The 24,004-nt window shown below is 74.0% G+C and carries 25 protein-coding genes; 12 read left to right on the forward strand and 13 right to left on the reverse strand.

The window, feature by feature from the left end:
* Positions 1–7: 7 nt before the first annotated feature.
* From AES38_RS10010 to AES38_RS10025, 4 genes are read right to left on the reverse strand one after another with little or no spacing between them, the layout of a single operon-like run.
* Positions 8–616 carry a signal peptidase II gene (locus AES38_RS10010; RefSeq protein ID WP_053774837.1) on the reverse strand — a complete coding sequence of 203 codons (609 nt, stop codon included), beginning with the start codon at positions 614–616 and terminating at the stop codon, positions 8–10.
* A gap of 9 nt (positions 617–625) precedes the next feature.
* A complete protein-coding gene (locus AES38_RS10015) occupies positions 626–1,153 on the reverse strand; it encodes a hypothetical protein (RefSeq protein WP_053774838.1) in 528 nt (175 codons plus the stop codon).
* 35 nt (positions 1,154–1,188) lie between these two features.
* Positions 1,189–1,755 (reverse strand): type 1 glutamine amidotransferase domain-containing protein, encoded by a 567-nt coding sequence (locus AES38_RS10020; RefSeq protein WP_053774839.1) that lies wholly within the window; start codon positions 1,753–1,755, stop codon positions 1,189–1,191.
* A 53-nt stretch (positions 1,756–1,808) separates the two neighbouring features.
* The gene (locus AES38_RS10025) at positions 1,809–2,711 is read right to left on the reverse strand and encodes an SMP-30/gluconolactonase/LRE family protein (protein ID WP_053774840.1); all 903 of its coding nucleotides are present in this window, start codon (positions 2,709–2,711) and stop codon (positions 1,809–1,811) included.
* 240 nt (positions 2,712–2,951) lie between these two features.
* On the opposite strand from AES38_RS10025, the gene AES38_RS10030 reads away from it, so the two are divergent.
* From AES38_RS10030 to AES38_RS10050, 5 genes are all read left to right on the forward strand, one after another.
* Positions 2,952–3,512, forward strand: coding sequence for a Dps family protein (locus tag AES38_RS10030; protein ID WP_053774841.1), 561 nt, complete (start codon positions 2,952–2,954; stop codon positions 3,510–3,512).
* A gap of 111 nt (positions 3,513–3,623) precedes the next feature.
* A complete protein-coding gene (locus tag AES38_RS10035) occupies positions 3,624–4,421 on the forward strand; it encodes an SDR family NAD(P)-dependent oxidoreductase (RefSeq protein ID WP_053774842.1) in 798 nt (265 codons plus the stop codon).
* Positions 4,421–4,630, forward strand: a complete 210-nt coding sequence (locus AES38_RS10040) for a hypervirulence associated TUDOR domain-containing protein (protein WP_053774843.1) — start codon at positions 4,421–4,423, stop codon at positions 4,628–4,630. Before AES38_RS10035 ends, AES38_RS10040 begins: the two co-directional genes overlap by 1 nt.
* 79 nt (positions 4,631–4,709) lie before the next feature.
* Positions 4,710–5,954 (forward strand): sensor histidine kinase, encoded by a 1,245-nt coding sequence (locus tag AES38_RS10045; protein ID WP_053774844.1) that lies wholly within the window; start codon positions 4,710–4,712, stop codon positions 5,952–5,954.
* Complete coding sequence (locus AES38_RS10050; protein ID WP_053774845.1) at positions 5,951–6,613, forward strand: response regulator; 663 nt, start codon at positions 5,951–5,953, stop codon at positions 6,611–6,613. The genes AES38_RS10045 and AES38_RS10050 overlap by 4 nt, the downstream gene beginning before the upstream one ends.
* Positions 6,614–6,645: 32 nt before the next feature.
* Here the strand turns inward: AES38_RS10050 and AES38_RS10055 are convergent, their stop codons facing one another.
* The 5 genes from AES38_RS10055 to AES38_RS10075 all read right to left on the reverse strand — a co-directional run bounded on the left by AES38_RS10055 (position 6,646) and on the right by AES38_RS10075 (position 11,923).
* Positions 6,646–7,956 (reverse strand): D-alanyl-D-alanine carboxypeptidase/D-alanyl-D-alanine-endopeptidase, encoded by a 1,311-nt coding sequence (locus AES38_RS10055; protein ID WP_081001883.1) that lies wholly within the window; start codon positions 7,954–7,956, stop codon positions 6,646–6,648.
* Between the two features lie 179 nt (positions 7,957–8,135).
* Positions 8,136–8,744 carry a recombinase family protein gene (locus tag AES38_RS10060; RefSeq protein WP_053774847.1) on the reverse strand — a complete coding sequence of 203 codons (609 nt, stop codon included), beginning with the start codon at positions 8,742–8,744 and terminating at the stop codon, positions 8,136–8,138.
* A gap of 89 nt (positions 8,745–8,833) precedes the next feature.
* Entirely contained in the window at positions 8,834–9,106 is a 273-nt protein-coding gene (locus tag AES38_RS10065; protein ID WP_053774848.1) for a DUF3072 domain-containing protein, read from the reverse strand.
* A gap of 89 nt (positions 9,107–9,195) precedes the next feature.
* Positions 9,196–10,401: a PrsW family intramembrane metalloprotease gene (locus AES38_RS10070; RefSeq protein WP_053774849.1), complete on the reverse strand. Its 1,206-nt coding sequence runs from the start codon at positions 10,399–10,401 to the stop codon at positions 9,196–9,198.
* Between the two features lie 103 nt (positions 10,402–10,504).
* Positions 10,505–11,923, reverse strand: a complete 1,419-nt coding sequence (locus AES38_RS10075; RefSeq protein WP_053774850.1) for an FAD-binding oxidoreductase — start codon at positions 11,921–11,923, stop codon at positions 10,505–10,507.
* A 58-nt stretch (positions 11,924–11,981) separates the two neighbouring features.
* On the opposite strand from AES38_RS10075, the gene AES38_RS10080 reads away from it, so the two are divergent.
* Positions 11,982–12,926 (forward strand): DNA-3-methyladenine glycosylase family protein, encoded by a 945-nt coding sequence (locus tag AES38_RS10080; protein ID WP_053774851.1) that lies wholly within the window; start codon positions 11,982–11,984, stop codon positions 12,924–12,926.
* 4 nt (positions 12,927–12,930) lie between these two features.
* Here the strand turns inward: AES38_RS10080 and ku are convergent, their stop codons facing one another.
* Entirely contained in the window at positions 12,931–13,950 is a 1,020-nt protein-coding gene (ku, locus tag AES38_RS10085) for a non-homologous end joining protein Ku (protein ID WP_053774852.1), read from the reverse strand.
* On the opposite strand from ku, the gene AES38_RS10090 reads away from it, so the two are divergent.
* The 4 genes from AES38_RS10090 to AES38_RS10100 all read left to right on the forward strand — a co-directional run bounded on the left by AES38_RS10090 (position 13,949) and on the right by AES38_RS10100 (position 18,682).
* Positions 13,949–16,489 (forward strand): ATP-dependent DNA ligase, encoded by a 2,541-nt coding sequence (locus AES38_RS10090; RefSeq protein WP_371259380.1) that lies wholly within the window; start codon positions 13,949–13,951, stop codon positions 16,487–16,489. The two genes, ku and AES38_RS10090, sit on opposite strands and share 2 nt — an antisense overlap.
* Before the next feature lie 87 nt (positions 16,490–16,576).
* The gene (locus AES38_RS10095; protein WP_053774854.1) at positions 16,577–17,455 is read left to right on the forward strand and encodes a fumarylacetoacetate hydrolase family protein; all 879 of its coding nucleotides are present in this window, start codon (positions 16,577–16,579) and stop codon (positions 17,453–17,455) included.
* Positions 17,456–17,484: 29 nt separating this feature from the next.
* Entirely contained in the window at positions 17,485–17,622 is a 138-nt protein-coding gene (locus AES38_RS15850) for a hypothetical protein (protein WP_157883524.1), read from the forward strand.
* Between the two features lie 43 nt (positions 17,623–17,665).
* Positions 17,666–18,682: a hypothetical protein gene (locus tag AES38_RS10100; RefSeq protein ID WP_053774855.1), complete on the forward strand. Its 1,017-nt coding sequence runs from the start codon at positions 17,666–17,668 to the stop codon at positions 18,680–18,682.
* Positions 18,683–18,753: 71 nt separating this feature from the next.
* Here AES38_RS10100 and AES38_RS10105 read toward each other — a convergent pair whose 3' ends face one another.
* Positions 18,754–20,271, reverse strand: coding sequence for an aspartate ammonia-lyase (locus AES38_RS10105; protein WP_053774856.1), 1,518 nt, complete (start codon positions 20,269–20,271; stop codon positions 18,754–18,756).
* Positions 20,272–20,375: 104 nt separating this feature from the next.
* On the opposite strand from AES38_RS10105, the gene AES38_RS10110 reads away from it, so the two are divergent.
* The gene (locus AES38_RS10110) at positions 20,376–21,227 is read left to right on the forward strand and encodes a DUF429 domain-containing protein (RefSeq protein WP_053774857.1); all 852 of its coding nucleotides are present in this window, start codon (positions 20,376–20,378) and stop codon (positions 21,225–21,227) included.
* Positions 21,228–21,251: 24 nt separating this feature from the next.
* On the opposite strand, the gene AES38_RS10115 is transcribed toward AES38_RS10110, so the two are convergent.
* Positions 21,252–21,998 carry a polyprenol monophosphomannose synthase gene (locus AES38_RS10115; RefSeq protein WP_053774858.1) on the reverse strand — a complete coding sequence of 249 codons (747 nt, stop codon included), beginning with the start codon at positions 21,996–21,998 and terminating at the stop codon, positions 21,252–21,254.
* A gap of 197 nt (positions 21,999–22,195) precedes the next feature.
* On the opposite strand from AES38_RS10115, the gene AES38_RS10120 reads away from it, so the two are divergent.
* Positions 22,196–22,693, forward strand: a complete 498-nt coding sequence (locus tag AES38_RS10120; protein ID WP_053774859.1) for a GtrA family protein — start codon at positions 22,196–22,198, stop codon at positions 22,691–22,693.
* Between the two features lie 6 nt (positions 22,694–22,699).
* Here the strand turns inward: AES38_RS10120 and AES38_RS10125 are convergent, their stop codons facing one another.
* Positions 22,700–23,977, reverse strand: a complete 1,278-nt coding sequence (locus AES38_RS10125; protein ID WP_053774860.1) for an Nramp family divalent metal transporter — start codon at positions 23,975–23,977, stop codon at positions 22,700–22,702.
* Positions 23,978–24,004: the final 27 nt, after the last annotated feature.

Below are 24,004 nucleotides of genomic sequence, written 5' to 3' on the forward strand. Positions count from 1 at the left end.
CGGGGCGTCAGGCGCGGTCGGTCGGCGCGGATCCGGCGTCGGCGGGGGCCGCGACGGCCTCGTCCTCCGCGTCGGCGTCGGCGTCGCGCGCGTCGGCCGCGTGGTCGCGCCCGAAGACCGTGGTGATCGCCCACGCGATCATGCCGCAGACGGTGAGGATGTCGGCGACGTTGAAGACCGCGAACCACTCCACCGCGATGAAGTCGACGACGTGCCCGGACAGCGGCCCGTCCTCCGCGCGCGTGATGCGGTCGAACAGGTTCCCGAGCGCGCCCGCGAGCACGGCCGAGAGCAGCAGCACCTGCAGGAGCGAGGCGCGGTGGCGGATCTGCCAGCCCACCCAGACGGCGAGGCCGAGCGAGAGGGCGATGATCCCGATGGTCAGCACGGGACCCACCTCGGCGCCCATGCCGAAGGAGACGCCCGGGTTGTAGACGAGCGCGAAGCGCGCGGTCGGGAACAGCGGGATGGTCTCGCCGCCGCCGAGCGCGTCGACGGCCCAGCGCTTGCTGACCTGGTCGAGCACGAACCCGACCACCACCACGACGACCGCGAGCGCCACGACGACGGGGCGGGAGGTGCGGGGACGGCGTGCGGCGGGGGGTGCGGTGGTCACGCGACGAGCCTAGGCGGTGGTCGCGGCCGGATCCTCCGGTTCGTCGGCGACGGGCGGGGCGAGCGGCGCGGCGGCGGCGCGGTCGCGGATCCGCGTGGCCGCCTCCCGCGGGAAGGTGCTGCGGACGAGGTGCCGGGTCCCGTCGGCCGACTCGATCGCGACGGCCGGTCCGGCGTCCAGCAGGATCGCGGCGCCGCCGCCCGGGAGCGACCGGACGCCGATCCCGCCGACCGTCCGCGGCCGGAGGTGGTCGACGACCGTGCAGTCGGCGACGGCGGAGTACGGGATGCGGATGCGCCGCAGCGGCACGAGCGCCACCTCGACCTCGTCCGGGTCGAGCGTGATGCGGATCCGCAGAGAGCCGACGACCGCACCGGTGGCCATGAGCAGCACGGCGAGGACCACGCCGAGCGCGGAGCCCCCGGTGGCGACGAGCGCCACGAGGCCGACGACCGCGATCACCAGCCCGGCGATGCGGATGGCGCGCGGCGCCGGCGTGGTCTGGCGGAAGCGCGCGTCGGGTGAGGGCGTGGTCACGCCCTCACCCTAGGCGCGGGTTCCCCGGGGACGGGTCAGGCGTGCTGCTCGTCGTGCTCGCCCTCGGCGATCTCCTCGATCAGCTTCGCGTTGAACGCGGGCAGGTCGTCGGGGTTGCGGCTCGTCACGAAGCCGCTGTCGACCACGACCTCCTCGTCGACCCACTCGGCGCCCGCGTTGCGGAGGTCGGTGGCGAGGGTCGGGTAGGAGGTCATGCGGCGGCCGTCGACCACGCCGGCCTCGATGAGGATCCACGGCGCGTGGCAGATGGACGCGACGGGCTTGCCCGCCGTGAAGAAGGCCTTCGCGAAGGCGACCGAGTCGGCGTCGACGCGGAGGTCGTCCGCGTTCACGACGCCGCCCGGCAGCACGAGGCCGTCGTACTCGGACGCGTCGGCGTCCTTGACCTGCACGTCCACGTCGAACGTGTCCGCCTTGTCGATGTGGTCGAGGCCCTGCACGGTGTCCGCCTTCGGGGACACCAGCACGGGCGTGCCGCCGGCCTCCTGCACGGCCTTCCACGGCTCCGTCAGCTCGACCTGCTCGAAGCCGTCCGTCAGCAGGAAGGCCACCTTGCGGCCCTGGATGCTCTCTCCGGTCATGTGCGTTCCTCCTCGTGAGAGTGTCGCCGCCCGGTCGGACGGCCCCTTCGACGCTACGCGCGAACGCCTCCCGCGACCGCGGTGCGGAAGACGTTCACAGGCCGTCCGGAGACGGCGGTGTCGATGGCGAAGACGGCGCCCGAGAGCGGGTGCTCCTCGAGCTGCTCCTCGGTGAGGTTCTCCCGGGCGGTGCCGATGACGAGCGTCCGGAGGTCGGGCCCGGCGAACGCGACGGACGTGACGTTGGGGGCGGGGATCGCGATCTCCAGGTCCTTCGAGCCGTCGGGCGCCCAGCGGATGACCTTGCCGCCGCCGTAGACGCCGTTCCACGCGTACCCGTCGACGTCGAGGGTGAGGCCGTCGCTCATCTCGCCGTGGATCCAGTGCTCCGGCTCCCCCAGCTCGCCGTCGGCCGAGTAGGGAGCGCGGTAGACGGTCTGCTCGGAGGTGTCGGTGAGGATCATCGTGCGGCCGCCGTCGGTCCACTCGAAGCCGTTGGTGATGGCGAAGCCCCCGAGGAGCGTGCGCAGGTCGCCTGCGCCGTCGATCGAGTAGATCGCCGCGTCGGGCTCGCCGTCGGTCACGTCCATGGACCCGATGACGAAGCGGCCCGAGGGATCGACCTTGCCCTCGTTCAAGCGGACGCCGCCGTGCGCGTGCTGCACCTGCGCGAGCTCCCGGGTGATGCGGCCCGCGGTGTCGACCAGCACGATGCGGTCGCCGAGCCCCGCCACGTACCCGCCGTCGTCGGCCGGCTGGAAGGACGCGAGCGGCGGCGGGAGCTCGAGCACGGTGTCGTCGGATCCGTCGACCGCGCCCGTCCACGGGCTCCGGTGCAGGGTGCCCGCGGTGATGTCGTTCCACATCACGTCGCCCGCCGGGTCCCACCAGAGGCTCTCGACGAGGATCGCGCGGGCGTCGCGGAGGACGCGGAGGTCGGAGGTGATCACGGTCATGGATCCAGCCAAGCACCCCGGCGCCCGCCCGTCCGCGGAGCGAAGGGTCGGCGGCCCTTCCTGCACGTGGACTGTGAGCGCACTCACCGTTCGTGCGACGACGGAGAGGCGGGCGTAGCGTCGGTGACGAGCCGGACGACGCGCCACCCGCGCGCCCGGCCCGCGGGGCTCCCTCCCGAGGAGGCCGCCCCGCACGGACCGGGAACCCCCGGTCCCCCGCCAGACAACGAGGAGTCGCACATGACCACGACCGTCGATCGCCCCACCGCCACCTCCGAGAAGGCCACGCAGCCCGAGGGATCCAAGCCCACCAAGCGCCAGAACGCCGAGCGCGGCTTCAAGGCCAGCCAGCAGCTGCACGAGAACATGCAGAAGGTCCTCGTCGACCTCATCGAGCTCCACATCCAGGGCAAGCAGGCGCACTGGAACGTCGTCGGCAAGAACTTCCGCGACCTGCACCTGCAGCTCGACGAGATCATCGAGTCGGCCCGCGAGTTCAGCGACGACCTGGCCGAGCGCATGCGCGCCCTGCACGCCACGCCGGACGGCCGCAGCGACACCGTCGCCGAGAACACCACGCTCCCCGAGTACCCGCAGGGCGAGGTGGACACGGCCGAGACCGTGGACCTCGTCACCCAGCGCCTCGAGGCCGCCGTGCACACCATGCGCGAGGTGCACGACGACGTCGACGAGGAGGACCCGACCACCGCGGACCTGCTCCACGGCTTCATCACCGCGCTCGAGCAGTACGCGTGGATGGTCTCCGCGGAGAACCGCCGCGTCGGCCAGGCCGCCGAGTAGCGCGGGCAGCACGCACATCACGACCCGAGGGCCGCGCCGCCAGGTGCGGCCCTCGTCATGTCCGCACGCACCATGACGACGCCCCTCGCGAGGGGCAGTGAGGAGACCGAGATGGACCTCGGCATCACCGGCAAGACCGCGCTCATCACGGGCGCCGACTCGGGGATCGGGTGGGAGACCGCCCGCATCCTCCTCGCGGAGGGCGCGACCGTCGTCCTCAGCGACCAGGACCAGGGCTCGCTCGACGAGGCCGCCGCGAAGCTCGACGGCGGCGACCGCGTGCACGCGTTCGCGGCCGACGTGACGAGCGTCGAGTCGCTCGCCGCGCTGCACGACCAGGTGCAGGAGGCGGTCGGCCACATCGACATCCTCGTGCAGTCCGCCGGCATCACCGGCGCGCAGGGCCTCTTCCACGAGATCGACGACGAGGGCTGGACGAACACGATCGAGGTCGACCTCCTCGGTCCCGTCCGCCTCGTGAAGCAGTTCCTCCCGTCGCTGCGGAAGGGCGGCTGGGGCCGGATCGTGTTCCTCGCCTCCGAGGACGCCGTGCAGCCGTACGACGACGAGCTCCCTTACTGCGCCGCCAAGGCCGGGATCCTCGCGCTGTCGAAGGGCCTCTCGCGCAGCTACGCGAAGGAGGGGCTGCTCGTGAACGCGGTGTCGCCCGCCTTCATCCACACGCCCATGACCGACGCGATGATGGACAAGCGCGCCGACCAGCTGGGCACGTCGAAGGACGAGGCCATCGAGTCGTTCCTCGACGAGGAGCGCCCCTACATGGAGCTCAAGCGCCGCGGCGAGCCCGCCGAGGTCGCGAACGTGGTCGCGTTCCTCTGCTCCGACCTCGCGTCGTTCGTGAACGGATCCAACTACCGCGTCGACTCCGGATCGGTGGCGACGATCTGATGGCGTCGCTCAAGAAGGGCGACCACGTCACCTGGAACACGCCGCAGGGCGAGACCCACGGGAAGGTCGTCGAGGAGAAGACGAAGGACTTCCAGCACGACGGGCAGCACTTCACCGCGTCGAGCGACGAGCCCGCGTACATCGTGGAGAGCGACAAGTCCGGCAAGACCGCGGCCCACAAGGGATCCGCGCTGACGAAGAAGAAGTAGGGACCTCCCCCGCGGGTACCGGCGACCGGTACCCGCGGGGGGGCGACCCGGCCGCGGGGCCGCGCCTAGGCTGTGGCCGATGGACACCGGGACCGCCGCCGCGACGCGCTCGACGTCGACGCCGTCACCCCGTCGCCGCACCGGTGCCGAGGTCGCGATCGACGCGGTCGCCGGACTCCTCATCGCCGGCCTCGCCGTGGTCCCGCCCGTGGACGTGCAGGAGGCGAGCCTCCTCGTCGCCGCGCTGGCGTTCGCCGCCATCATCGTGCGCTCGGTCCTCCCGGGCACCGCGCTCGTCCTGGCCTGGGCGATGGCGCTGGCGCAGTGGCAGCTGGGCGAGCGGCCCGGCTTCGCCGACGTGGCGCTCCTCCTCGTGCTCTACTCGACGGCGCGACGCGGATCCCGCATCACCGCCGTCCTCGGCGCCGCATCCGCGCTCGTCGGCGGCTCGATCGCCACCGTCTACCTCCTGCAGACGGGCGCGCGCTTCTCCGTCCTCACGCAGCCCGGCGGCCCGGGCGGCGTGATCTTCGCGGCGGCGCCCGTCCTCGCGCTCCTCCTCGCGTGGCTCACCGGCCTCGTCGTGCGCGCGATCCGCGCCCGCAGCTCCGAGTCGCGCCTGCGCGTGCAGGCGGAGGACACCGCCGTCAAGGCCGTCGACCTGGCGCAGGCCGAGACGCTGCGCGCGAGCATGGCGCGCGACGTGCACGACATCGTCGGGCACTCGCTCGCGGTGATCATCGCGCAGGCCGACTCCGTGCAGTTCCTCGACGACGAGGAGCGGATCCGCGGCGTCTCCGCCACCATCGCCGATACCACGCGCCGCTCCCTCGCCGAGGTGCGCGAGGTGCTGAGCGGCACCAGCCCGGCCGGCGCCGACGAGGGGCCCGAGGACCTCGACGCGGTCGTCGCGCAGGTGCGGGCGGCGGGCGTGGACCTCGCGCACGAGCTGCGCGGCACCCGGCGGCCGGTGGATCCCGCGCGCCAGGTGGTCATCCGCCGCGTCGCGCAGGAGATGACGACCAACGCGATGCGGCACGGCGCGGCCGGCGGGCGCATCCTGATCCGCGAGACGTGGCGCGCCGCCGACGTCGTGCTCGAGGTGGAGAACCCCGTCACCCCGCCGGGCGCCGTTCCCGACCGCACCGGCCCGCTCGGCCTCGAGTCCCTGCGCCTCGGCACCGGCGTCGACGGGATGCGCGCCCGGCTCGCGGCCGTCGGCGGCGACCTCGAGGCCGAGGCCGTCGGCGACCTCTTCACCGCCCGCGCGCGCATCCCGCTGCCGGGCGCCCACCCCGTCGCCGTGCCAGGAGGCCGCCCGTGATCCGCATCGTGCTCGTCGACGACCAGGAGCTGTTCCGCGGCGGCGTGCGCGTCGCCCTCGACGCCCAGCCCGACCTCGAGGTGGTCGGCGAGGCCGGCGACGGGCGCGAGGGCCTCGCCGTGATCGACGAGGCGCACCCCGACGTCGTGCTGCTCGACATGCGCATGCCCGTGATGGACGGCCTCGAGACCGTGCGGGCGCTCTTCGACGGGAGCCGCGCGGATCCGCCGCGCGTCATCGTGCTGACCACGTTCGCGCTCGACCGGGCCTCGGCCACGGCGATCCGCGGCGGCGCGAGCGGCTTCCTCCTCAAGGACGCGACGCCCGCGTTCCTCGCCGCCGCGATCCGCGCGGTGCACGCCGGCAGCGCCGTGCTCGCGCCCGACGAGCTGACGCAGCTGTTCACCTCCGACGCGACCGCCGCCCCCGCGCCCGTGGCGCCGCCCGCGTTCCGCTCGCTGAGCGCGCGGGAGAAGGACGTCTTCGGGCACGTCGCGCGCGGCCTCTCGAACGCGGAGGTCGCCGCCCTCGAGTTCGTGAGCGAGTCGACCGTGAAGACGCACGTCAGCAGCATCCTCGCGAAGCTCGCGCTCCGCGACCGCGTGCAGCTCGTCGTGTACGCGCACGACCACCGGCTCGTGGAGCGCTCGGGGGCGTAGGCGCCGCGCGCCTCCCCGGGCGGTGCCGCGGGTCAGCCGCCGAGCGCGCCGCCGCAGCGGTGCAGCTCGGCCGCGAGGGCGTCGATCCCGGCGCGTGCCGACCCCGCGGGGACGGACGGGTCCACGTCCTCCGCCCAGATCGTGAACGCGACCTCGGTGCCGTCCTCCGCGTCGGCGATGCCGGTGAGGCCGTGCATCCGCTCGAGCGTGCCGGTCTTGCCGCGGATCCGGCCGGCGGCCCCGGCCGCCTCCCCCGTGAACCGGCCCTCCTCCGCGAGGGTGCCCGTGCGCCCGGCGACCGCGAGGCCGGCGTCGACGACGGCGAGGTCGCCGCGGTGCTCCGCGACCCGCACCATGAGCGCGGTGAGCAGCGCGGCCGGCACCCGGTTCGCGTCCGACAGGCCGGATCCGTCGACCAGCACGATGCCGCCGGTCGGCAGGTCGAGGTCGGCGAGGGCGAGAGGCGTGCCGCGCTGGATGTCCGCGGCCGCGCTGCCCGCGCCCGTCTCGATCGCGACGAGGCGCGCGAGGGTCTCCGCGAGCGTGTCGTCGGAGTGGGTGAGCATATGGCCGACCAGGTCGCGGACGGGAGCCGACTCGACGGTGCCGAGCACGGCGGATCCCGCGGGCGCGGTCACGAGCTCGCCGTCGGCGGCCACGTCGTCGCCGAGCAGCGGCGCGAAGGCCTCGGCCGCGCGCGCGACCGCCGCCTCGCCACGACGGGAGTAGGGCTCGGCCGGGTCGTCGCGGTCGCCGTCGACCATGAGCGCGGTGATGTTGGACATGGATCCCCCGCGCCTCGCCTCGAGCGGCCACTCCGGCAGCCACGCGGGGCCGGTGAAGAGGCTGCTGTCGACCTGGAGGCGGCGGACGGGGACGCCCGCGAGGTCGGGGTCCCGGCTGCGGGAGTCGAGCACCTGCCGGGCGAGGTCGTCGAGGTGCGGGGCGTCCGGGTAGACGCCGTCGGTGCCGGACGGGAGCCGGCTGAGGGTGGGGTCGCCGCCGCCGACGAGGACGACCGTGTCGGCGCGCGCGCCCTGCACGACGCGCGTGGCGATGCGGCGGTCGGGGCCGAGCGCCTCGACGGCGGCCGCGGCGGTGAGGACCTTCATGGTGCTGGCGGTCGGGGCGGGCACGTCGCCGCGCACGTCGACCAGCGGCGCGCCCGCCTGCCCGTCGACCTCCGCCGCGGAGAGGTGCAGCGTGCCGGTGGACCAGCCGCCGGTGAGCGCGTCGACCGTGCAGGACGCGGGATCCGCCGCGGCGCCGCCGACGGGAGACGGGAGGACCCCCGTGGCGAGGCCGGTCGCCACGACCGCGGTCGCGACGACGGCCGCGAGCACGGCGGACCGGCGGCGGGCGACGCGGGACGAGGGCCCGACGCGGCGCGGGCGGGCGGGGATCCGGTCATGTCCTCAGGGTAGGAAACGCTGACGCCCGACGCCTCCGCCGCGGGTGCCGGCGGCTCCCCCGCGCGGAGGACGTGCCCCGGCGCGGCCAGCGACCGGTCGCGGCCCCCGGGTCAGCGCAGCAGCCCGCCCTGCTTCCCGGACTCCGCCCAGGCGAGGGCGCGCGTGACGACGCGCTCGCTCACGTCGAGCACGCGGGCGATCTCCGCCGTGTCGCGGCCCTTGGACCGCTCCTCCACGGCGATCATGAGCTTCCGGCGGGTGATGCCCTTGGGCAGCGAGGGCGGCGCAGGCGCGACGGGCGCGGCGGCGGCCTCGGGAGCAGCCGTCTCGCCGGAGCGGCGGCGTCGTCGCTCGGACTCCGTCGTCGCCTCGACGGTGGCGAGCGCGAGCGTGACGGCGAAGAGCCCGCGGCCGGCCTCGGTGCCCGCCTCCAGCCCGTCGCGGATGGCGCGGAAGGCGATGCCGCGCGCCTCGAGCCCGTTGAGGATCCGCACCACGTCGGCGGTGCCGGGCCCCAGCCGGTCGAGGCTCACGACGAGGAGCTCGTCGTTCTCGCGGAGGTAGTCGAGCGCGTCCTGGAGGCCGGGCCGCGGCGCCTTGGGGCCGCCCGCGACGTCGACGAAGATGCGCTCGCAGCCCGCGGCGTCGAGGGCGTCGACCTGGTCCTGGTACGACTCCTCGGAGCGCGCGACGCGCACGTACCCGACGAGCGTGGTCATCGGTCCCCCTCCTGCGTGCGCGGCTCGCACGCGACGACGGGCGGGCACCGTCCCGCGGTGCCCGCCCGTGCGATCATGCCCGGCTCAGCTCAGCTCGCGTCGTCCGACTGCGGCGACGCGGTCTCCTTCTTCTCCTGCAGGCGCTCGATCTGCTCGCTCGCCTCGGCCTTGTTGAGGTCGGCGGGGATCTCCTCGCCGGCCTGGCTGGCGAGCGAGTCGAGGTAGCTGCGCTGCGCGCCGGTCATCGGCTCGTCGCCCGTGACCCACGTGCTCGGGTCCTTCTCGGCGCTCTGGGGCGGCGTGGGCGTGGAGGAGCCGAGCATCTCCTTGTCGCCGGTGGTGTCCTGGTTCGCATCGCTCATGGTCGTGCCTCCTCGTGGTGGTGCCTCCGACGCTACTCGCGACCGACGACACCGGGCGGGGCGACGGGGGCGCGGGCGACGCTCGGCGGCTAGCGTCGGCCGCCGCGCAGCAGGGCGTCGCGGTGCTCGGTGACGGCCAGGAGCAGGCGCCGCTCGTCGTCGAGGTGGCCGGCCTCGGATCGGCCGGACGCTGCGGGCCGCTCGGACAGCATCCGCTGCCGGGCGAAGGCGAGGCGCGTGGCGTCGCGGGTGAACAGGCTCATCGCCCGGCCGGCCTCGCCGCCGCGCGTGCGCGCCCACAGCCGCGCGCGGCGGCGCCCCTGCCACGTGCTCAGCATCTCCACCTCGGCGGGCGTGAACCAGCCGACGGCGGCGTACTCGCGGAGGCGGCGGCGCGTGAGGTGGATCTCGTACCGGCGCAGCAGGATCACGACCACCACGAGGAACGCGAAGATCGGCACCTGCAGCAGCACGTAGAAGGAGAGGAAGTCGCCCGTGATGGTGACGCCCGTGTTCCAGAGCGCGTGCAGCACGATGGCGCCCACCAGCCCGACCGCGCCGAGGCCGAGCGCCGCTCCCGGCCCGCGGCGTGCGCCGTAGCCGATGGCGATGCCGGTGATCATCGTGAAGGTCACGTGCGCGAACGGCGAGAACAGGCCCCTGAGCACGAACGTGCCGACGAGCGTGCCGGCCGTGCCGGAGACGAGCGGGCCGCCGAAGTAGACGATGTTCTCCGTGAAGGCGAACCCGGCCGCGATGGTGGCGCCGTAGACGATGCCGTCCACCGGCCCGTCGAAGTGGCGGCGCGCGACCCAGAAGATGAGGAGCAGGCCGATCGCCTTGGCCGACTCCTCCACCACGGGCGCCTGGACGGCGAGCTGCAGGAACTCGGTGTAGCGGGTGGGCACGCCGACGGCCAGGCGCGCGTACTGCACGACGAGGTCGAACAGGAGCGCGATCGCCACCGACGCGGCGGCGCCCCACAGCAGCGCGAAGAGGAGGGCGAGGCGCGGCTCGGGCTCCCACCTGTCGACCCAGCGGATGGCGAGGAGCACGCCGGCGAGCGGGATGAGGGCGAGGAGCGCGCAGATCGCGACGGCCTGGATCCCGAGGCTGAGCACGAGGTACGCCGCCACGACGAGGCCGACGAGCAGCAGGACGGCGACGCCCACGACGCCGAGCACGGCCGAGGCGGTGATGCGGGACGACCCGTGCGGCGTCGGCAGCTCCATGGCGGGAGGCGGCGAGGCCGGCGAGGGACGGTGGACGGTCACGGGGACGGACGGGTCGGTCACGACGGCCCTCTCTTCGGCGGATCGGCGTCGCCAGCCTACTGGCGGGATCCGCCGCCGACCGGGGCCGGGTCGCGCCGGGACACGCGGCGGGACGCCCCGCGGATCAGGCCGCCTTGCCGGGGTTGAGGATCCCCTGCGGGTCGAACACGCGGCGGATCCCGGCGGCCAGCCGCATGACGTCGTCGCCCAGCTCGTCGGCGAGCCAGCGCCGCTTGAGCAGGCCCACGCCGTGCTCGCCCGTGAGCGTGCCGCCGAGGTCCACGGCCGCGCGGAAGAGGAGGTCGGCCGCGCGCCAGACATCGTCGGGGATGCCGGTGGCGTCGCCGTCGGGCGTGGTCGGGTCCTCGGGGAGGAGGAAGTTCGGGTGGAGGTTGCCGTCGCCCGCGTGCGCGACGGTCGGGATCGCGAGGCCCGTCTCGCGCTCGATCTCCCGGATCCGCGTCAGCATGTCCGCGAGGCGCGAGCGCGGCACCGCCACGTCCTCGATGAGCACGCGGCCGCGGGCGGCGAGCGCCGGGTGGAACGCGCGGCGGATCGCGAGGAGGCGCTCGCCCTCGTCGGCGTCGTCGGTCACATCGGCCGTGCCGCCGCCGGCGACGACGACCTCGACCACGCGCGCCGCCTCGGCCGCGGCGTCCTGTCCGTCGCAGCGCACGAGCAGGTGAGCGGATCCGCGGGAGGAGTGGTCGGTGCCGAGGAACGCGTCGATGGCCGCGAGCGCGCCCGGGTCGATCAGCTCCATGGCGGCCGGCCGGATCCGCGCGGCCGTGATCGCGGACGACGCGGCCGCCGCCGCGGTCGCGTCGGGGAAGAAGGCGGCGACGGTCGACGGCGTCGCGGTCGGCAGCGGGCGGAGCCGCACGGTCGCGCGCACGATGACGCCGAGCGTGCCCTCCGAGCCGATCATGAGCGCCGTGAGGTCGTAGCCCGTGACGCCCTTCACCGTGCGGTGCCCGGTGTCGACGACGCGGCCGTCGGCGAGCACGACCGTGAGCGCCAGCACGGCCTCGCGGGTCACGCCGTACTTCGCGCACAGCAGGCCGCCCGCGTTGGTGGCGATGTTGCCGCCGATGGTGGAGATGGCCTTGCTCGCGGGATCCGGCGAGTACCAGAGGCCGAGGGGCGCGAGCCGGGCGTTGAGGTCGTCGTTGAGGACGCCGGGCTCGACGACCGCGAGCTCGTCGGCCTCGCTCACCTCGAGGAGCCGGTCCATGCCGCGCACCGACAGCACGATCTCGCCCGCGGTCGCCGTGGCGCCGCCGGCGAGGCCCGTGCCGGCGCCGCGCGTGACCACGGGCGTGCCGGTGGCGCTCGCGATGCGGAGGGTGGTGACCACGTGGTCCACCTCGGTGGCCCGCACGACGGCGATCGGATCGGCGGGGCTGCGGTAGCCGGAGCGGTCGCTGCGCGCGTCCTCGAGGGAGGCCGGGTCGGTGGCGACGACGTCGCCGAGGGCCCGGACGAGCTCCGCCCGGACGGCGTCGGCGTGCGTCGGAGGGGTGCGGACCTCGTCGTCGATCATGCGATCCACTGTAGGTCGCGCGCCCGTCGTGGTCGGGGGCGTCGGGCAGGCTGGGCGCATGGACTCCCCCGGCGCCGCCGCCCACGTCGACCGCACGGTGCTCGAGGTCCCCGGTCCCTTCGACGGCGGCGGCGTGATCCGCTTCCTCTCCTGGCACGCGGTGACGGGCGCCGAGGAGGGGGACTCGACGTCGTTCACGCAGTCGGCGCGGCTCGCGCACGGCGCGGGGACGGTGACCGTGCGGCTTGTCGACGCGGACGCGCCTGGCCGCGCGCCCGACGCGTCCACGCGCGTCGAGGTGACGACGCGCGTCGAGCACGCGGACGACGCCGTCGAGCTCCTCGCCGGCACGCGCCGCCTCCTCGGCCTCGACGTGGACTCCGCGCGCATCGACGCCGACCTCGCCCGCGACCCCGCGCTCGCCGCCGCCGTCCGCGCGACGCCGGGCCTGCGGATCCCCGGCACGCTGGATCCGCGGAGCACCCTCTTCCGCACCATCGTCGGCCAGCAGATCTCCGTCGCCAGCGCCCGCGCCACCCACGGCCGCATGACGGCGGACCTCGGGGAGGACCTGCCCGCGTCTGTCGCGCACGGATCCGTCATGCGCCTCATGCCCTCGGCCGCCCGCATCGCGCGCGACGGCGCCGAGCTCCTGCGCGGGCCGGCACGACGCACGGCCACGCTGATCCGCCTCGCCGAGGCCCTCGAGACCGGCGAGCTCGTGATCGAGCCCGGCATGCCGCGCGCCGAGCTCCGGGCCGCGCTCGTCGCGTTCCACGGCGTGGGCCCCTGGACCGCCGACTACGTCGCGATGCGCGCGCTCGGAGAGCCGGACATCCTGCTCTCCGGCGACCTCATCGTCCGCCGCGGCGCCGCCGCCCTCGGCCTCCCCGACGAGGCGCGCTCACTCGACTCCCGCTCCGCCGCGTGGTCGCCGTGGCGCTCCTACGCGACCCTGCACCTCTGGCGCGTCATGACGGACGGCATGCCCGCGGCGGGCTGACGCCTCACGCGCTCTTCCTCTCGGACGTCGCCTTCTTCGCGGCCGGCTTCTTCTTCGCTGCGGTCGAGTTCGCGGACGTCGACTTCGCCTTCGACGCCGTCCTCGGCTTCGCGGCCGCCTTCTTCGCGGTGCCCGTCTTCGCGGGAGCGTCGTCGTCGGCGTCGGACGCCGCCGCCTTCCCCTTCCGCGCGGGCGCCTTCTTCGCGGGCGCCTTCCTCCCGCCGGATGCCCCGCCCCGGCTCCGCTCGATGCTCCGCTTCAGCGCGTCCATGAGGTCGAGCACCTCGCCGCCGGAGTCCTCCTCGTCGGAGTCGCCCTCGCCGAACGTCGCGTCGGTGTCGAGCGAGTCGCCCTGCGCGAGCTTCGCGTCGATGAGCGTCTTGAGCTGCTCCTGGTACTCGTCGCTGAACTTCGACGGGTCGAAGTCCTCGGCGAACCCCTCCACGAGCTGCGCCGACATCTTCAGCTCCCGCGGCGAGACCTTGGGCGCCGCATCCAGCGACGGGAAGTCGGCCTCGCGCACCTCGTCGTCCCAGAGCAGCGTCTGCAGCATGAGCACGTCGCCGCGCACGCGGAGGGCCGCCAGGCGGGTGCGCTGGCGGAGGGTCACGTGCACGATCGCGGTGCGGTCGGTCTCCTGCAGCGTGCGGCGGAGGAGCGCGTACGACTTGGGGCTCGAGGAGTCGGGCTCGAGGAAGTAGCTGCGGTCGAGCATCACCGGGTCGATCTGATCGCTCGGCACGAACTCGACGACGTCGATCTCGCGGCTCCTCTCCTCGGGGAGGGACGAGAGGTCCTCCTCGGTGATCACCACCGTGCGGTCGCCGTCGTCGAACGCCTTGTCGATGTGCGCGTAGTCGACGACCTTGCCGCACACCTCGCAGCGGCGCTGATACCGGATCCGCCCGCCGTCGGCGTCGTGCACCTGGTGCAGCGGGACGTCGTGGTCCTGCGTCGCGCTGTACACCTTCACGGGCACGTTGACGAGGCCGAAGGTGACGGCGCCCTTCCAGATGGCTCTCATGGATCCAGTGAACACCGGCCCGGTCCATGCTGGAGCGATGGCGGGCGCGAAGCAGCAGGTGGAGGTCGAGGGGCGGCGGATCACGCTGACGAACCTCGACAAGGTGCTGTACCCGGCCACCGGCACGACCAAGGGCGACGTGATCGCGTACTACGCGGCCATCGCGCCGCACATGCTGCCGCACCTCCGCGACCGGCCGGTGACCCGCAAGCGCTGGGTCGACGGCGTCGGGACCGATGACGAGCCGGGGAAGATGTTCTTCCAGAAGGACCTCGACGCCCACACGCCGGAGTGGGTCCAGCGGCGGGCGATCCAGCACCGCGACCACGCGAACGACTACCCCCTCGTCGCCGACGTCGCGACGCTCACCTGGCTCGGGCAGATCGCGGCGCTCGAGCTGCACGTGCCGCAGTGGCGCTTCGGCCGCACGGGCGACGTGCGTCGCCCCGACCGCCTCGTGCTCGACTTCGACCCGGGACCCGGCGCCGGACTTCCCGAGTGCGTCGAGGTCGCGGGGGCGGCCCGCGCGATCCTCCGCGACATGGGCCTCGAGCCCTACCCGGTGACGAGCGGATCCAAGGGGATCCACCTCTACGCGGCCCTCGACGGCAGCCACGACGCGGACGCCATCTCCGAGGTGGCGCACGAGCTCGCCCGCGCGCTCGAGGCCGACCACCCCGACCTCGTCGTGAGCGACATGAGGAAGGCGTTGCGGCACGGCAAGGTGCTCGTCGACTGGAGCCAGAACAACCCGGCCAAGACGACGGTGGCGCCGTACTCGCTGCGCGGCCGCTCCCGGCCGACCGTCGCGGTGCCGCGCACGTGGCGCGAGCTCGCGTCGCCGACCCTCCGGCACCTGGAGATGGACGAGGTCGTCGCGCGGATGCGGAGGCGCCAGGATCCGCTCGCCCCCGTCGAGGAGGGACACCGCGAGAGCCTGGAGCCGACGCCCGAGCGGCTCGCGGGCTTCGCACGGAAGGAGCCGGCCGACGACCGCCTCGCCACCTACCGCTCGAAGCGCGACGCGGCCAAGACGAGCGAGCCCGTGCCCGCGGAGTCCCCGGCGCCGTCGGAGGGCCGCTCCTTCGTGATCCAGGAGCACCACGCCCGCGCGCTGCACTGGGACTTCCGGCTGGAGCACGACGGCGTGCTCGTGAGCTGGGCCCTCCCCAAGGGCGTGCCCACCGAGCACGGCACGGACCACCTCGCGGTGCAGACCGAGGACCACCCGGTCGAGTACGGCGCGTTCGAGGGCACGATCCCCGCGGGCGAGTACGGCGGCGGCGAGGTGACGATCTGGGACGCGGGCACCTACGAGCTGGAGAAGTGGCGCGACGGCAAGGAGGTCATCGCGACGCTGCACGGTCGAGGCTCCGGCACCGGCATCGACGGGCCCCGGCGGTACGCGCTCATCCACACGGGCGGGCACGGCAAGGCCGACGCGAACTGGCTGATCCACCTGATGGAGCCCGCCGACGCCCCCGCGAAGGCGCACGCGAGGCCCGCACGCCCCGCCGCCCTGGAGAGGGCGGGAGGGCGCACGCGCGTCGGCGCGCGACGGAGGGGCGGCGCCGCATCCGCCCCCGCGCCCATGCTCGCGACGGCCGCGACCGGCGCCGGCCTCGACCCCGACGAGGAGTGGGCCGTCGAGATGAAGTGGGACGGCTACCGCGCGATCGCCGTCGTCGCCGACGGCCGCGCGACCATCACGAGCCGCAACGGCGTCGACCTCACGCCCGCCTTCCCCGAGCTCGCCGAGCTGCCCGACTCCCTCGACGTCGACGCGGCCGTGCTCGACGGCGAGATCGTCGTGCTCGGCGACGGCGGCCGCCCGGACTTCGGCCTCCTGCAGACGCGCCTCGGGCTCACCGGCGAGAAGGACGTCGCGCGCGCCCGGAAGGCCGCGCCCGTGCACCTCATGCTCTTCGACGCCCTCGCGATCGGCGACCGCGTGCTCGTGGAGGAGCCGTACCGGGAGCGCCGGGCCGCGCTCCTCGACGCCGTCCGCTCGCCGGGCCGCGGCCGGATCCAGGTCCCGCCCGCCTTCGACGGCGACCTCGACGGGGCGCTCGCCACCAGCCGCGAGCTCGGCCTCGAGGGCGTCGTCGCCAAGCGCGTCGACGCGCCCTACGAGTCGGGCCGCCGATCCAGCGCGTGGCTGAAGGTCAAGCACCACCGGGCGCAGGAGGTCGTGGTCGGCGGCTGGCGACCCGGATCCGGCAGCCGCGCATCCGGCGTCGGCTCGCTGCTCGTCGGCGTCCCCGGCCCCGACGGCCTGGATTACGCGGGCCGCGTCGGCACGGGCTTCACCGAGCGCGACCTCGCCGACGCCCTCCGCCGCTTCCGCCCGCTCGCGCGGAAGACGAGCCCCTTCGCCGACGTGCCGGCCGCCGACGCCCGCGACGCGCACTGGATCACGCCCCGCCTCGTCGGCGAGGTCGAGTTCGCCGAGTGGACCTCCACGGGGCGCCTCCGCCAGGCGTCCTGGCGCGGCTGGCGGCACGACAAGTCGCCCGACGAGGTCGTGCGCGAGGACTGACCCGCGCGACCGCCCGTGAGGCGGACCTTCCCATGCACGTTATGACCGCAACCGCGCCCGGCCACGCCCGCCCGATACGCTCGGGGCATGAAGTTCGCCCACCTGCTCGCCGACGACGGCGTGACCCCCCGACTGGCCGCGATCGTCTCGGAGGGCCAGGCGCTCTTCCTCGACGAGGTGCTCGACGACTCGCCGCGCGACCTCCAGGACCTCATCGAGCGCGGCGACGACGAGATGGCCCGCGTGCGCGCCACCGTCGAGCGCGCCGTCGCGACCCGCACCAGCACCACGCCCGTGGACGGCCTCACGCACGCCTCCGCGGTGCTCCGCCCGCCGGCCGTCTACGCCGTGGGCCTCAACTACTCCGCGCACGCCGAGGAGCTCAACATCACGAGCGCCTCCGCGCCCACCGTCTTCGCGCTCTGGCCCAACTCGCTCTCGGGCCACGAGGGCATCACCAGCTGGCCGCGCTCGCTCAGCGAGGAGGTCGACTACGAGGTCGAGCTCGGCGTCATCATCGGCAAGGCCGCCCGCGACGTCGCCGAGGAGGACGCGCTCGACCACGTCTTCGGCTACACGGTCGTCAACGACATCACGGCCCGCAACCTCCAGTTCTCGGAGCAGCAGTGGAGCCGCTGCAAGAGCTTCGACGGCTTCTCCCCCACCGGGCCCGTCGTCGTCACGCGCGACGAGGTGCCGGATCCGCAGGACCTCCGCATCACGACGGTGCTCGACGGCGAGACGGTGCAGGACGGCCGCACGAGCGGCATGGTCCGCACGGTCGCGCGCCTCGTCTCCTACCTCTCCACCTCGTCCACGCTGCAGCCGGGCACGCTCATCTCCACGGGCACGACGAGCGGCGCCGGCTACTCGCGCGACCCGCAGATCTTCCTGAAGGACGGCAGCACGGTCACCGTCTCGGTCGAGGGCATCGGCTCGCTCACGACGCACACGCGGATCCTCTGACGGCTCGGCCCGCGCGTAGGCTCGACGGCATGACCGACCAGCCGCAGGACCCGATCCACGACCACTCCATCCCGGAGGACGCCGACCTGTCGGCCCCCGACGCGGTGGATCCCGAGACGGACGAGCTGCACGACGCCACGGGCCGCGAGGGCGGCGAGGGCGCCTAGCCCCTCCCGGTCGACGCACGCCCGCCGCGTCTAGGCTGAGTGGATGATCAACCGTCTCCTCTTCCTGCTCGGCATCGGCACCGGCTACGTCCTCGGCGCGCGCGCCGGGCGCAAGCGCTACGAGGGGATCGTGCGCACGTCGCGCACCGTCTGGTCGAGCGAGCCCGTGCAGCGCGGCGTCCGCGAGGCGCAGACCGTCCTCGACGAGAAGGGCCCCGTCGTCGTCGAGCGCACGGTCGAGACCGCGCGCGAGGTCGCGGGCTTCGTCGGCCACGCCGTCCAGGGCGCGGCGGTCGCCGTCGGACGCACCGCGCACACCGTGGGCGAGCGCATCGGCACCACCACGAGCGACGTCGCCGGTCGCGTCGGCAGCACCACCCAGGACATCGCGGGCCGCGTCGGCGACACCGCCAAGGACCTCGGCACCCGCACCGCGGACCAGACCAAGCACGTCGTCGACCGCGTCGGCCAGCAGGCCACCGAGGTCGGCCACCGCGTCGCCGAGACGGCCGAGGACGTGCGCGACCGCGTCGTCGAGACGGCCGAGGAGGCGCGCACGCGCGTCCAGGCCACGGCCGGGGACCTGCGCGAGCGCGGCGAGGAGGCCGGCCGCCGCGCCGTCTTCACCGCGGCCGAGGCCCGCGACGAGGCGCTCGCGTCGTTCGACGACGAGGACGAGACGGGCCCGGTCGTGATCCCGGACACCGGCGCCGCCCTCGCGGGCGAGCAGGACGCCTCCGCCGACGGCGCCGAGGACGACGCCGACGAGGACCTCGACACGCTCGGTCCCGACGACCTCGGCGAGCCGGCCGACGCCGACGAGGACGCCGAAGCCGACAGCGCCGCGGCACCCGCACCCGCACCGACCGCGCCGAGGGCCGGCGCGAAGAAGGCCGCGCCCAAGCCGAAGGCCGCCCCGAAGCCCGCCGAGGCCGGGCACGTCCCCACCCCGGCCGACATCGCCGGGTCCGTGCACCGCGAGGAGCCCGCGCACCCCGTCCCCGCGGACGACGCGACCGGCACCACCCCGGCCCGCACGGCCGAGGACGAGGACGCCTGACCCGCACCTCCCCGCACGCGACAGCGCGCCGCAGCCCTCGGGCCGCGGCGCGCTGTCGTCGTCGGGGCGGGTCAGTCGACCGCGCCGCCCTCCTCGGCCGCGTGGGCGGCGAGCATCTCCGGCGTGATCACCGACATGGCCGCCGTCACGGGCTCCAGACCCGAGAGGCGGTCGGGCGCGAGGATCTTCTCCACCTGCGTCCGCGTCATGAGGCCCGCCTCGACGACGAGGTCGGGGATCGACGCGCTCGTCATGAGCGCGGTCTTCGCGAGGCTGGACGACGCGGCGTAGCCGATGTACGGCGTGAGCGCCGTGACGACGCCGACGGACGACTCCACCTGCGCCGCGAGCCGCTCGGTGTTGGCCGTGATCCCGTCGATGCAGTTCACCCGCAGCGTCTTCGCCGCGTTCCGCAGCCAGCTCAGCGACTGCAGCAGCGAGTGCGCGATGACCGGCTCGAACGCGTTGAGCTGCAGCTGGCCGCCCTCGGCCGCCATGGTCACCGTCACGTCGGCGCCCGCGATGGAGAACGCGACCTGGTTGACGACCTCGGGGATCACCGGGTTCACCTTGCCGGGCATGATGCTGGATCCCGCCTGCCGCGGCGGCAGGTTGATCTCGCCGAGCCCCGCCTGCGGCCCCGACGACAGCAGCCGCAGGTCGTTGCAGATCTTCGACAGCTTGATGGCGCCGCGCTTGAGCGTGGAGGACAGCGTCATGAAGACGCCCGCGTCGCTCGTGGCCTCGATGAGGTCGCTCGCCGTCACGAGCGTGTAGCCCGTGATGGCGCTGAGGTGCCCGCGCACGGCCGCCGCGTAGTTCGGATCCGCCGTGATGCCCGTGCCGATCGCCGTCGCCCCGAGGTTGATCTCCGACAGCAGCGGCACGAGCTCGCCGAGCCGCGCGTGGTCCTCCTCGAGCGTGGTCGCGAAGCCGTGGAACTCCTGGCCGAGCGTCATGGGCACGGCGTCCTGCAGCTGCGTGCGGCCGACCTTGAGCACCTGCGAGAACTGCGCGCCCTTCGCGAGGAACGACCGGCGCAGGAGGTCGAGCTCGTCGAGCGTCTGCAGCAGCGAGTGGATGAGGGCGACCTTGAGCGCGGTCGGGTACGTGTCGTTCGTCGACTGGCTGCGGTTCACGTCGTCGAGCGGGTGCATGTGCTGGTAGTCGCCGAGCGCGTGCCCGGCCTTCTCGAGGGCGCGGTTCGCGATCACCTCGTTGGTGTTCATGTTGGTGCTCGTGCCCGCGCCGCCCTGGATGACGCCGACCACGAACTGGTCGTGCAGGTGACCGGCGATGATCTCGGAGCAGACCTCGTCGATCTGCTTCGCCTTGCGGGCGTCGAGCACGCCGATCTGCACGTTGGCGCGGGCGGCGGCCTGCTTCACCTGCGCGAGCGCCACGACGAACTCCGGGTACACGCTGAGCGGCCGCAGGCTGATGGGGAAGTTCTCGAGGGCGCGCGCCGTGTGGATCCCCCAGTAGGCGTCGGCGGGGACGTCGAGGCTCCCCAGGCTGTCGGTCTCGGTGCGGACGGGGTGGCCGTCCGGGTGCGGGATGCGGTCGTCGTTCGGGCTCACTGGTGTCATGGGAGGCTCCATCGTCTCGTCGCTCGTGGCAGGAGGATCCCTCGACCCTACTAGCGGCCCTCGGCCCGCCGGGGCCCGCCCGGGCCCGCGGATAGGCTCGTCGGATGCGCCGCTTCCTCGGGATCGACCTCGCCTGGGCGGAGGGCACGGCGGACCGTCCGGCGCGCGAGACGGGGCTCGCCTGCATCGACGCGTCGGGGCGCGTGCACGACCTCACGACCGCCCGCGGCATCGACGCCGTCGTCGCGTGGGTGGACGCCTGGGGCGGCCCGGGCGCGGTCGCCGCGGTCGACGGCCCGCTCGTCGTCGCGAACGCCACGGGCAGCCGGCTCGCGGAGAAGGAGGTCGCGTCCCGCTACGGCCGGCTCGGCATCTCGGCGTACCCGTCGAACCAGGGCCTGCCCGCCCAGGGCGCGGTCGCGCTCCGGCGCCGGCTGGAGGACGCGGGCTGGGTCTACGACGACGGATCCGGCGCCGCCCGCGCCGCCGACGCGCGCACCATGGTCGAGTGCTACCCGTACACGACGCTCGTGGGCGCCCCCGAGCTCGGCTTCGACGGGATGAAGCCCCGGTACAAGCGCCTCGCGCCGCTCCTCCCCACCGCCGAGCGGCGCCCCGCGCGGGCCGCGGAGTTCCGCGTCGTGCTCGACCGGGTCGCGGGCCTCGCCCGGGCGGATCCGCCGCTCGACGTGACGACGCACCCCCGCGCGGCCGCCCTCGTCGCCGACGGCCCCGCGATCGTCGAGCGGCAGCACAAGCACCTCGAGGACCTGCTCGACGGCCTCATCTGCGCGTGGACCGCCTCCTACTGGGCGCGCCACGGCACGGCGCGCTCGCAGGTGCTCGGCGCGACCGACCCGGTGGTCGACGAGCTCGGGCGGCGCGGCACGATCATCGCGCCGGCCCGGCCGCACCACCGCGCGCCGGAGGATCCGCTGCACGCCCCCTCCGCCTGAGCGGCGACGGTGCGCCCGGCGGGCTCAGCCCCGGCGCAGCCCGAAGCGCAGCTGGAGGACGAGGAGCAGGTTCTTCACGAGGGTGTCGCTCGGGATCTTCGACTCCCCCTCGGTGCGGTCCATGAACACGATGGCGACCTCGGTGGGGCGCGTCGCGTGGCGGAGCGCCCGCTGCTTCATCTCGATCTGGAAGCCGTAGCCGGTCGTCGTGATCGTCGACGGCGTGATGCGGCGCAGCAGCCCGGTCTCGTACAGGTTGAAGCCGCCCGTGTAGTCGGTGATCCGGGAGCCCAGGAACAGGCGCGTGTAGAGGTTGCCGCCCACGCTGAGGAAGCGGCGCTTGAGGTCCCAGTCCGGCGTCGCGCCGCCGCGGATGTAGCGGGAGGCCACGACCAGGTCGGCGCCGGCGCGCACGCGACGCAGCATCTCGGTGATGTAGGCGGGATCGTGCGACAGGTCCGCGTCCATCTGCAGGATGTGCGTGGGCGGCTCGGCCTCGCCGAGGAGCTTCTCGAAGGCCCAGATGTACGCGGCGCCGAGGCCGGCCTTCTCCGCGCGGGTCTCGACGCGCACGCGGAAGCCGTCCGTCTCCACGCCGAGCGCGAGCGACCGGGCGAGGTCGGCGGTGCCGTCGGGCGACGAGTCGTCGACGATCATCGCGGTGATGCGGAAGTCGGGGTTCTCCGCCGCCATGGCGGCGAGACGGGGCAGCAGCTCCCCGACGTTGCGCGCCTCCTCGTAGGTGGGGATGACGATCGTGAGACTGCTCAAGCTGGTGGTTCCGTCTCCGCATCGGGGGATGACCCGGATCCGGGCCCTGACGAGTCTAGCCAGCGGGCGTCGATCCGGCCGCGAGGCGGGACCCGTGCCCGTTATCCGCTTGTTACACTTCGGGAGGCCCGGCGCCCTGACGCCGTGCGCATCCGCCGGACCGACCGGCGACCGCGCCGCGTGCCGGGAGGATCAGCGTGACCAAGCTCCTCGCCGACCGCCGCGTCCGGTTCCTCGTCGCGGGGCTCCTCAACACGGCCCTCGACTTCCTGCTGCTCAACCTGCTGATCCTCGGGGCGCACCTGCCCGTGCTCGCGGCGAACCTCGTGTCGGTGACGGTCGGCATCACCATCTCGTACTTCCTCAACCACTTCTTCGTCTTCCGCCACGGCGAGCCCGTCACGGTCGGGCGCTTCCTCCGCTTCTTCGCGGTCACGGGCTTCAGCTCGCTGCTCCTGCAGAGCGGCGTGATCTGGCTCTTCGAGCGCGGCTTCGACACGACGTTCGGCCGCTCGCTCCTCATGTTCGGCACGAGCGCCGAGCAGGAGTTCCTCGAGATCAACATCGCGAAGGCCACCGCGGTCCTCATCGGCCTCGTCTGGAACTTCACGCTGTACCGGCTCGTGGTGTTCCGCGCCCCGGCGGCCGGCGCGGACAGCGCGACCCCCGTGCGCGCGGCCGCCTCCGCCGACTGAGCGCGGCTACAGCAGCTTCCCGACCTCCGTCACGAGCTGCTGCACGCCGAGCACGACGAACAGGAGCGCCGAGATCCCCATCACGGTGTTCGAGAGCGGCCGGTTGCGCCAGGCGCGCGGCGTGCGGTCGGTGTTGAGGAGCACGAGCAGCGTGATCGCGAGGAACGGCATGAACAGCGCGCCCAGCACGCCGTACGCGATGATCAGGCCGATCGGCTGGTCGAGGAACAGCAGGCCGATGGGCGGGATCGTGAGCCACAGGATGAACGCCCGGTAGTAGCTGCCGCCGAGGCGCCGGCGCGGGTCGTCGACGTCCAGGCCGCGGATCGTGCCGAGGAAGTCGGCGAACATGAGCGAGACGCCGTTCCACACGCCGAGGATCGACGAGAACGACGTGGCGAAGAAGCCGAGCAGGAAGAACCACGTCATGAAGGCGCCGTACCGCTCCCCCAGCACGTCGGCGAGCTGGACGAGGCCGCCCTCGCCGTCGGCCAGCGCGATGTCGGCCGAGTACAGCAGCTCCGCGCCGACCACGAGCATCGAGAGCACGAAGACGCCGCTCATCACGTAGGCGACGGAGTTGTCGATGCGCATGACCTTCATCCAGCCGGGCGCCACCCATCCCTTCTCGCGCAGCCAGTAGCCGTAGGCGGCGAGGGTGATGGTGCCGCCGACGCCGCCCGCGATGCTGAGCGCGACGACGAGGCCGCCCTCGGGGATCGTGGGCACGAGGCCGGTGAGGAGCGCGGGGACGTTCGGGAGGGTCACGACGGCGGCGCCCACGACCGTCACGAACATGAGGCCGACGAACACCGCGATGATCCGCTCGAACGCCGAGTAGCGCCCGAACCAGACCACGACCGCGCCCACCAGGCCGCAGCCGATCGCGAAGACCTTGAGGTCGACGCCGGGGAACAGCGCCGCGAGCGGGAGCGCCGACGAGCTCATGGCGGCGGCGCCGTAGACGAGGCCCCAGATGAGGATGTACGGCCCGAAGTACCACGTGGTCCATCGGCCGACGCTGCGCCAGCCCTCGAAGATCGTGCGGCCCGTCGCGAGCGAGTACCGGCCCGCGCCCTCCACCAGGAAGATCTTGATGATGACGCCGAGGATCGCGGCCCAGAGCAGCGCGTAGCCGAAGCGGGATCCGGCGACCAGCGTCGCGACGAGGTCGCCCGCGCCGATGCCGGTGGCGGCCACCACGAGGCCCGGGCCGATGATGCGCCAGCGCTTCGCCGACTCCTGGGGTTCGCGGACGTCGCCGCGGGTGTCGAGGTCGGTCATGTGCGGGCTCCCGTGCGTCGTCGGAGG

Origin of the sequence: Clavibacter capsici, from assembly GCF_001280205.1 — a bacterium.
Lineage (GTDB): Bacteria > Actinomycetota > Actinomycetes > Actinomycetales > Microbacteriaceae > Clavibacter > Clavibacter capsici.

What these genes read in the sequence shown, in the direction of transcription:
- AES38_RS10060 (WP_053774847.1), bottom strand. Translation starts at nt 8,744, where the DNA reads ATGACCACGCTCGTCGGGTACGTGCGCGTCGCGCGCTCCGAGGAGTCG.
- AES38_RS10090 (WP_371259380.1), top strand. Translation starts at nt 13,949, where the DNA reads ATGGATCCAGTGAACACCGGCCCGGTCCATGCTGGAGCGATGGCGGGC.
- AES38_RS10065 (WP_053774848.1), bottom strand. Translation starts at nt 9,106, where the DNA reads ATGAGCGATGCGAACCAGGACACCACCGGCGACAAGGAGATGCTCGGC.
- AES38_RS10125 (WP_053774860.1), bottom strand. Translation starts at nt 23,977, where the DNA reads ATGACCGACCTCGACACCCGCGGCGACGTCCGCGAACCCCAGGAGTCG.
- AES38_RS10030 (WP_053774841.1), top strand. Translation starts at nt 2,952, where the DNA reads ATGACCACGACCGTCGATCGCCCCACCGCCACCTCCGAGAAGGCCACG.
- AES38_RS15850 (WP_157883524.1), top strand. Translation starts at nt 17,485, where the DNA reads ATGACCGACCAGCCGCAGGACCCGATCCACGACCACTCCATCCCGGAG.
- AES38_RS10020 (WP_053774839.1), bottom strand. Translation starts at nt 1,755, where the DNA reads ATGACCGGAGAGAGCATCCAGGGCCGCAAGGTGGCCTTCCTGCTGACG.
- AES38_RS10035 (WP_053774842.1), top strand. Translation starts at nt 3,624, where the DNA reads ATGGACCTCGGCATCACCGGCAAGACCGCGCTCATCACGGGCGCCGAC.
- AES38_RS10105 (WP_053774856.1), bottom strand. Translation starts at nt 20,271, where the DNA reads ATGACACCAGTGAGCCCGAACGACGACCGCATCCCGCACCCGGACGGC.
- AES38_RS10100 (WP_053774855.1), top strand. Translation starts at nt 17,666, where the DNA reads ATGATCAACCGTCTCCTCTTCCTGCTCGGCATCGGCACCGGCTACGTC.
- ku (WP_053774852.1), bottom strand. Translation starts at nt 13,950, where the DNA reads ATGAGAGCCATCTGGAAGGGCGCCGTCACCTTCGGCCTCGTCAACGTG.
- AES38_RS10025 (WP_053774840.1), bottom strand. Translation starts at nt 2,711, where the DNA reads ATGACCGTGATCACCTCCGACCTCCGCGTCCTCCGCGACGCCCGCGCG.
- AES38_RS10075 (WP_053774850.1), bottom strand. Translation starts at nt 11,923, where the DNA reads ATGATCGACGACGAGGTCCGCACCCCTCCGACGCACGCCGACGCCGTC.
- AES38_RS10095 (WP_053774854.1), top strand. Translation starts at nt 16,577, where the DNA reads ATGAAGTTCGCCCACCTGCTCGCCGACGACGGCGTGACCCCCCGACTG.
- AES38_RS10045 (WP_053774844.1), top strand. Translation starts at nt 4,710, where the DNA reads ATGGACACCGGGACCGCCGCCGCGACGCGCTCGACGTCGACGCCGTCA.
- AES38_RS10080 (WP_053774851.1), top strand. Translation starts at nt 11,982, where the DNA reads ATGGACTCCCCCGGCGCCGCCGCCCACGTCGACCGCACGGTGCTCGAG.
- AES38_RS10110 (WP_053774857.1), top strand. Translation starts at nt 20,376, where the DNA reads ATGCGCCGCTTCCTCGGGATCGACCTCGCCTGGGCGGAGGGCACGGCG.
- AES38_RS10040 (WP_053774843.1), top strand. Translation starts at nt 4,421, where the DNA reads ATGGCGTCGCTCAAGAAGGGCGACCACGTCACCTGGAACACGCCGCAG.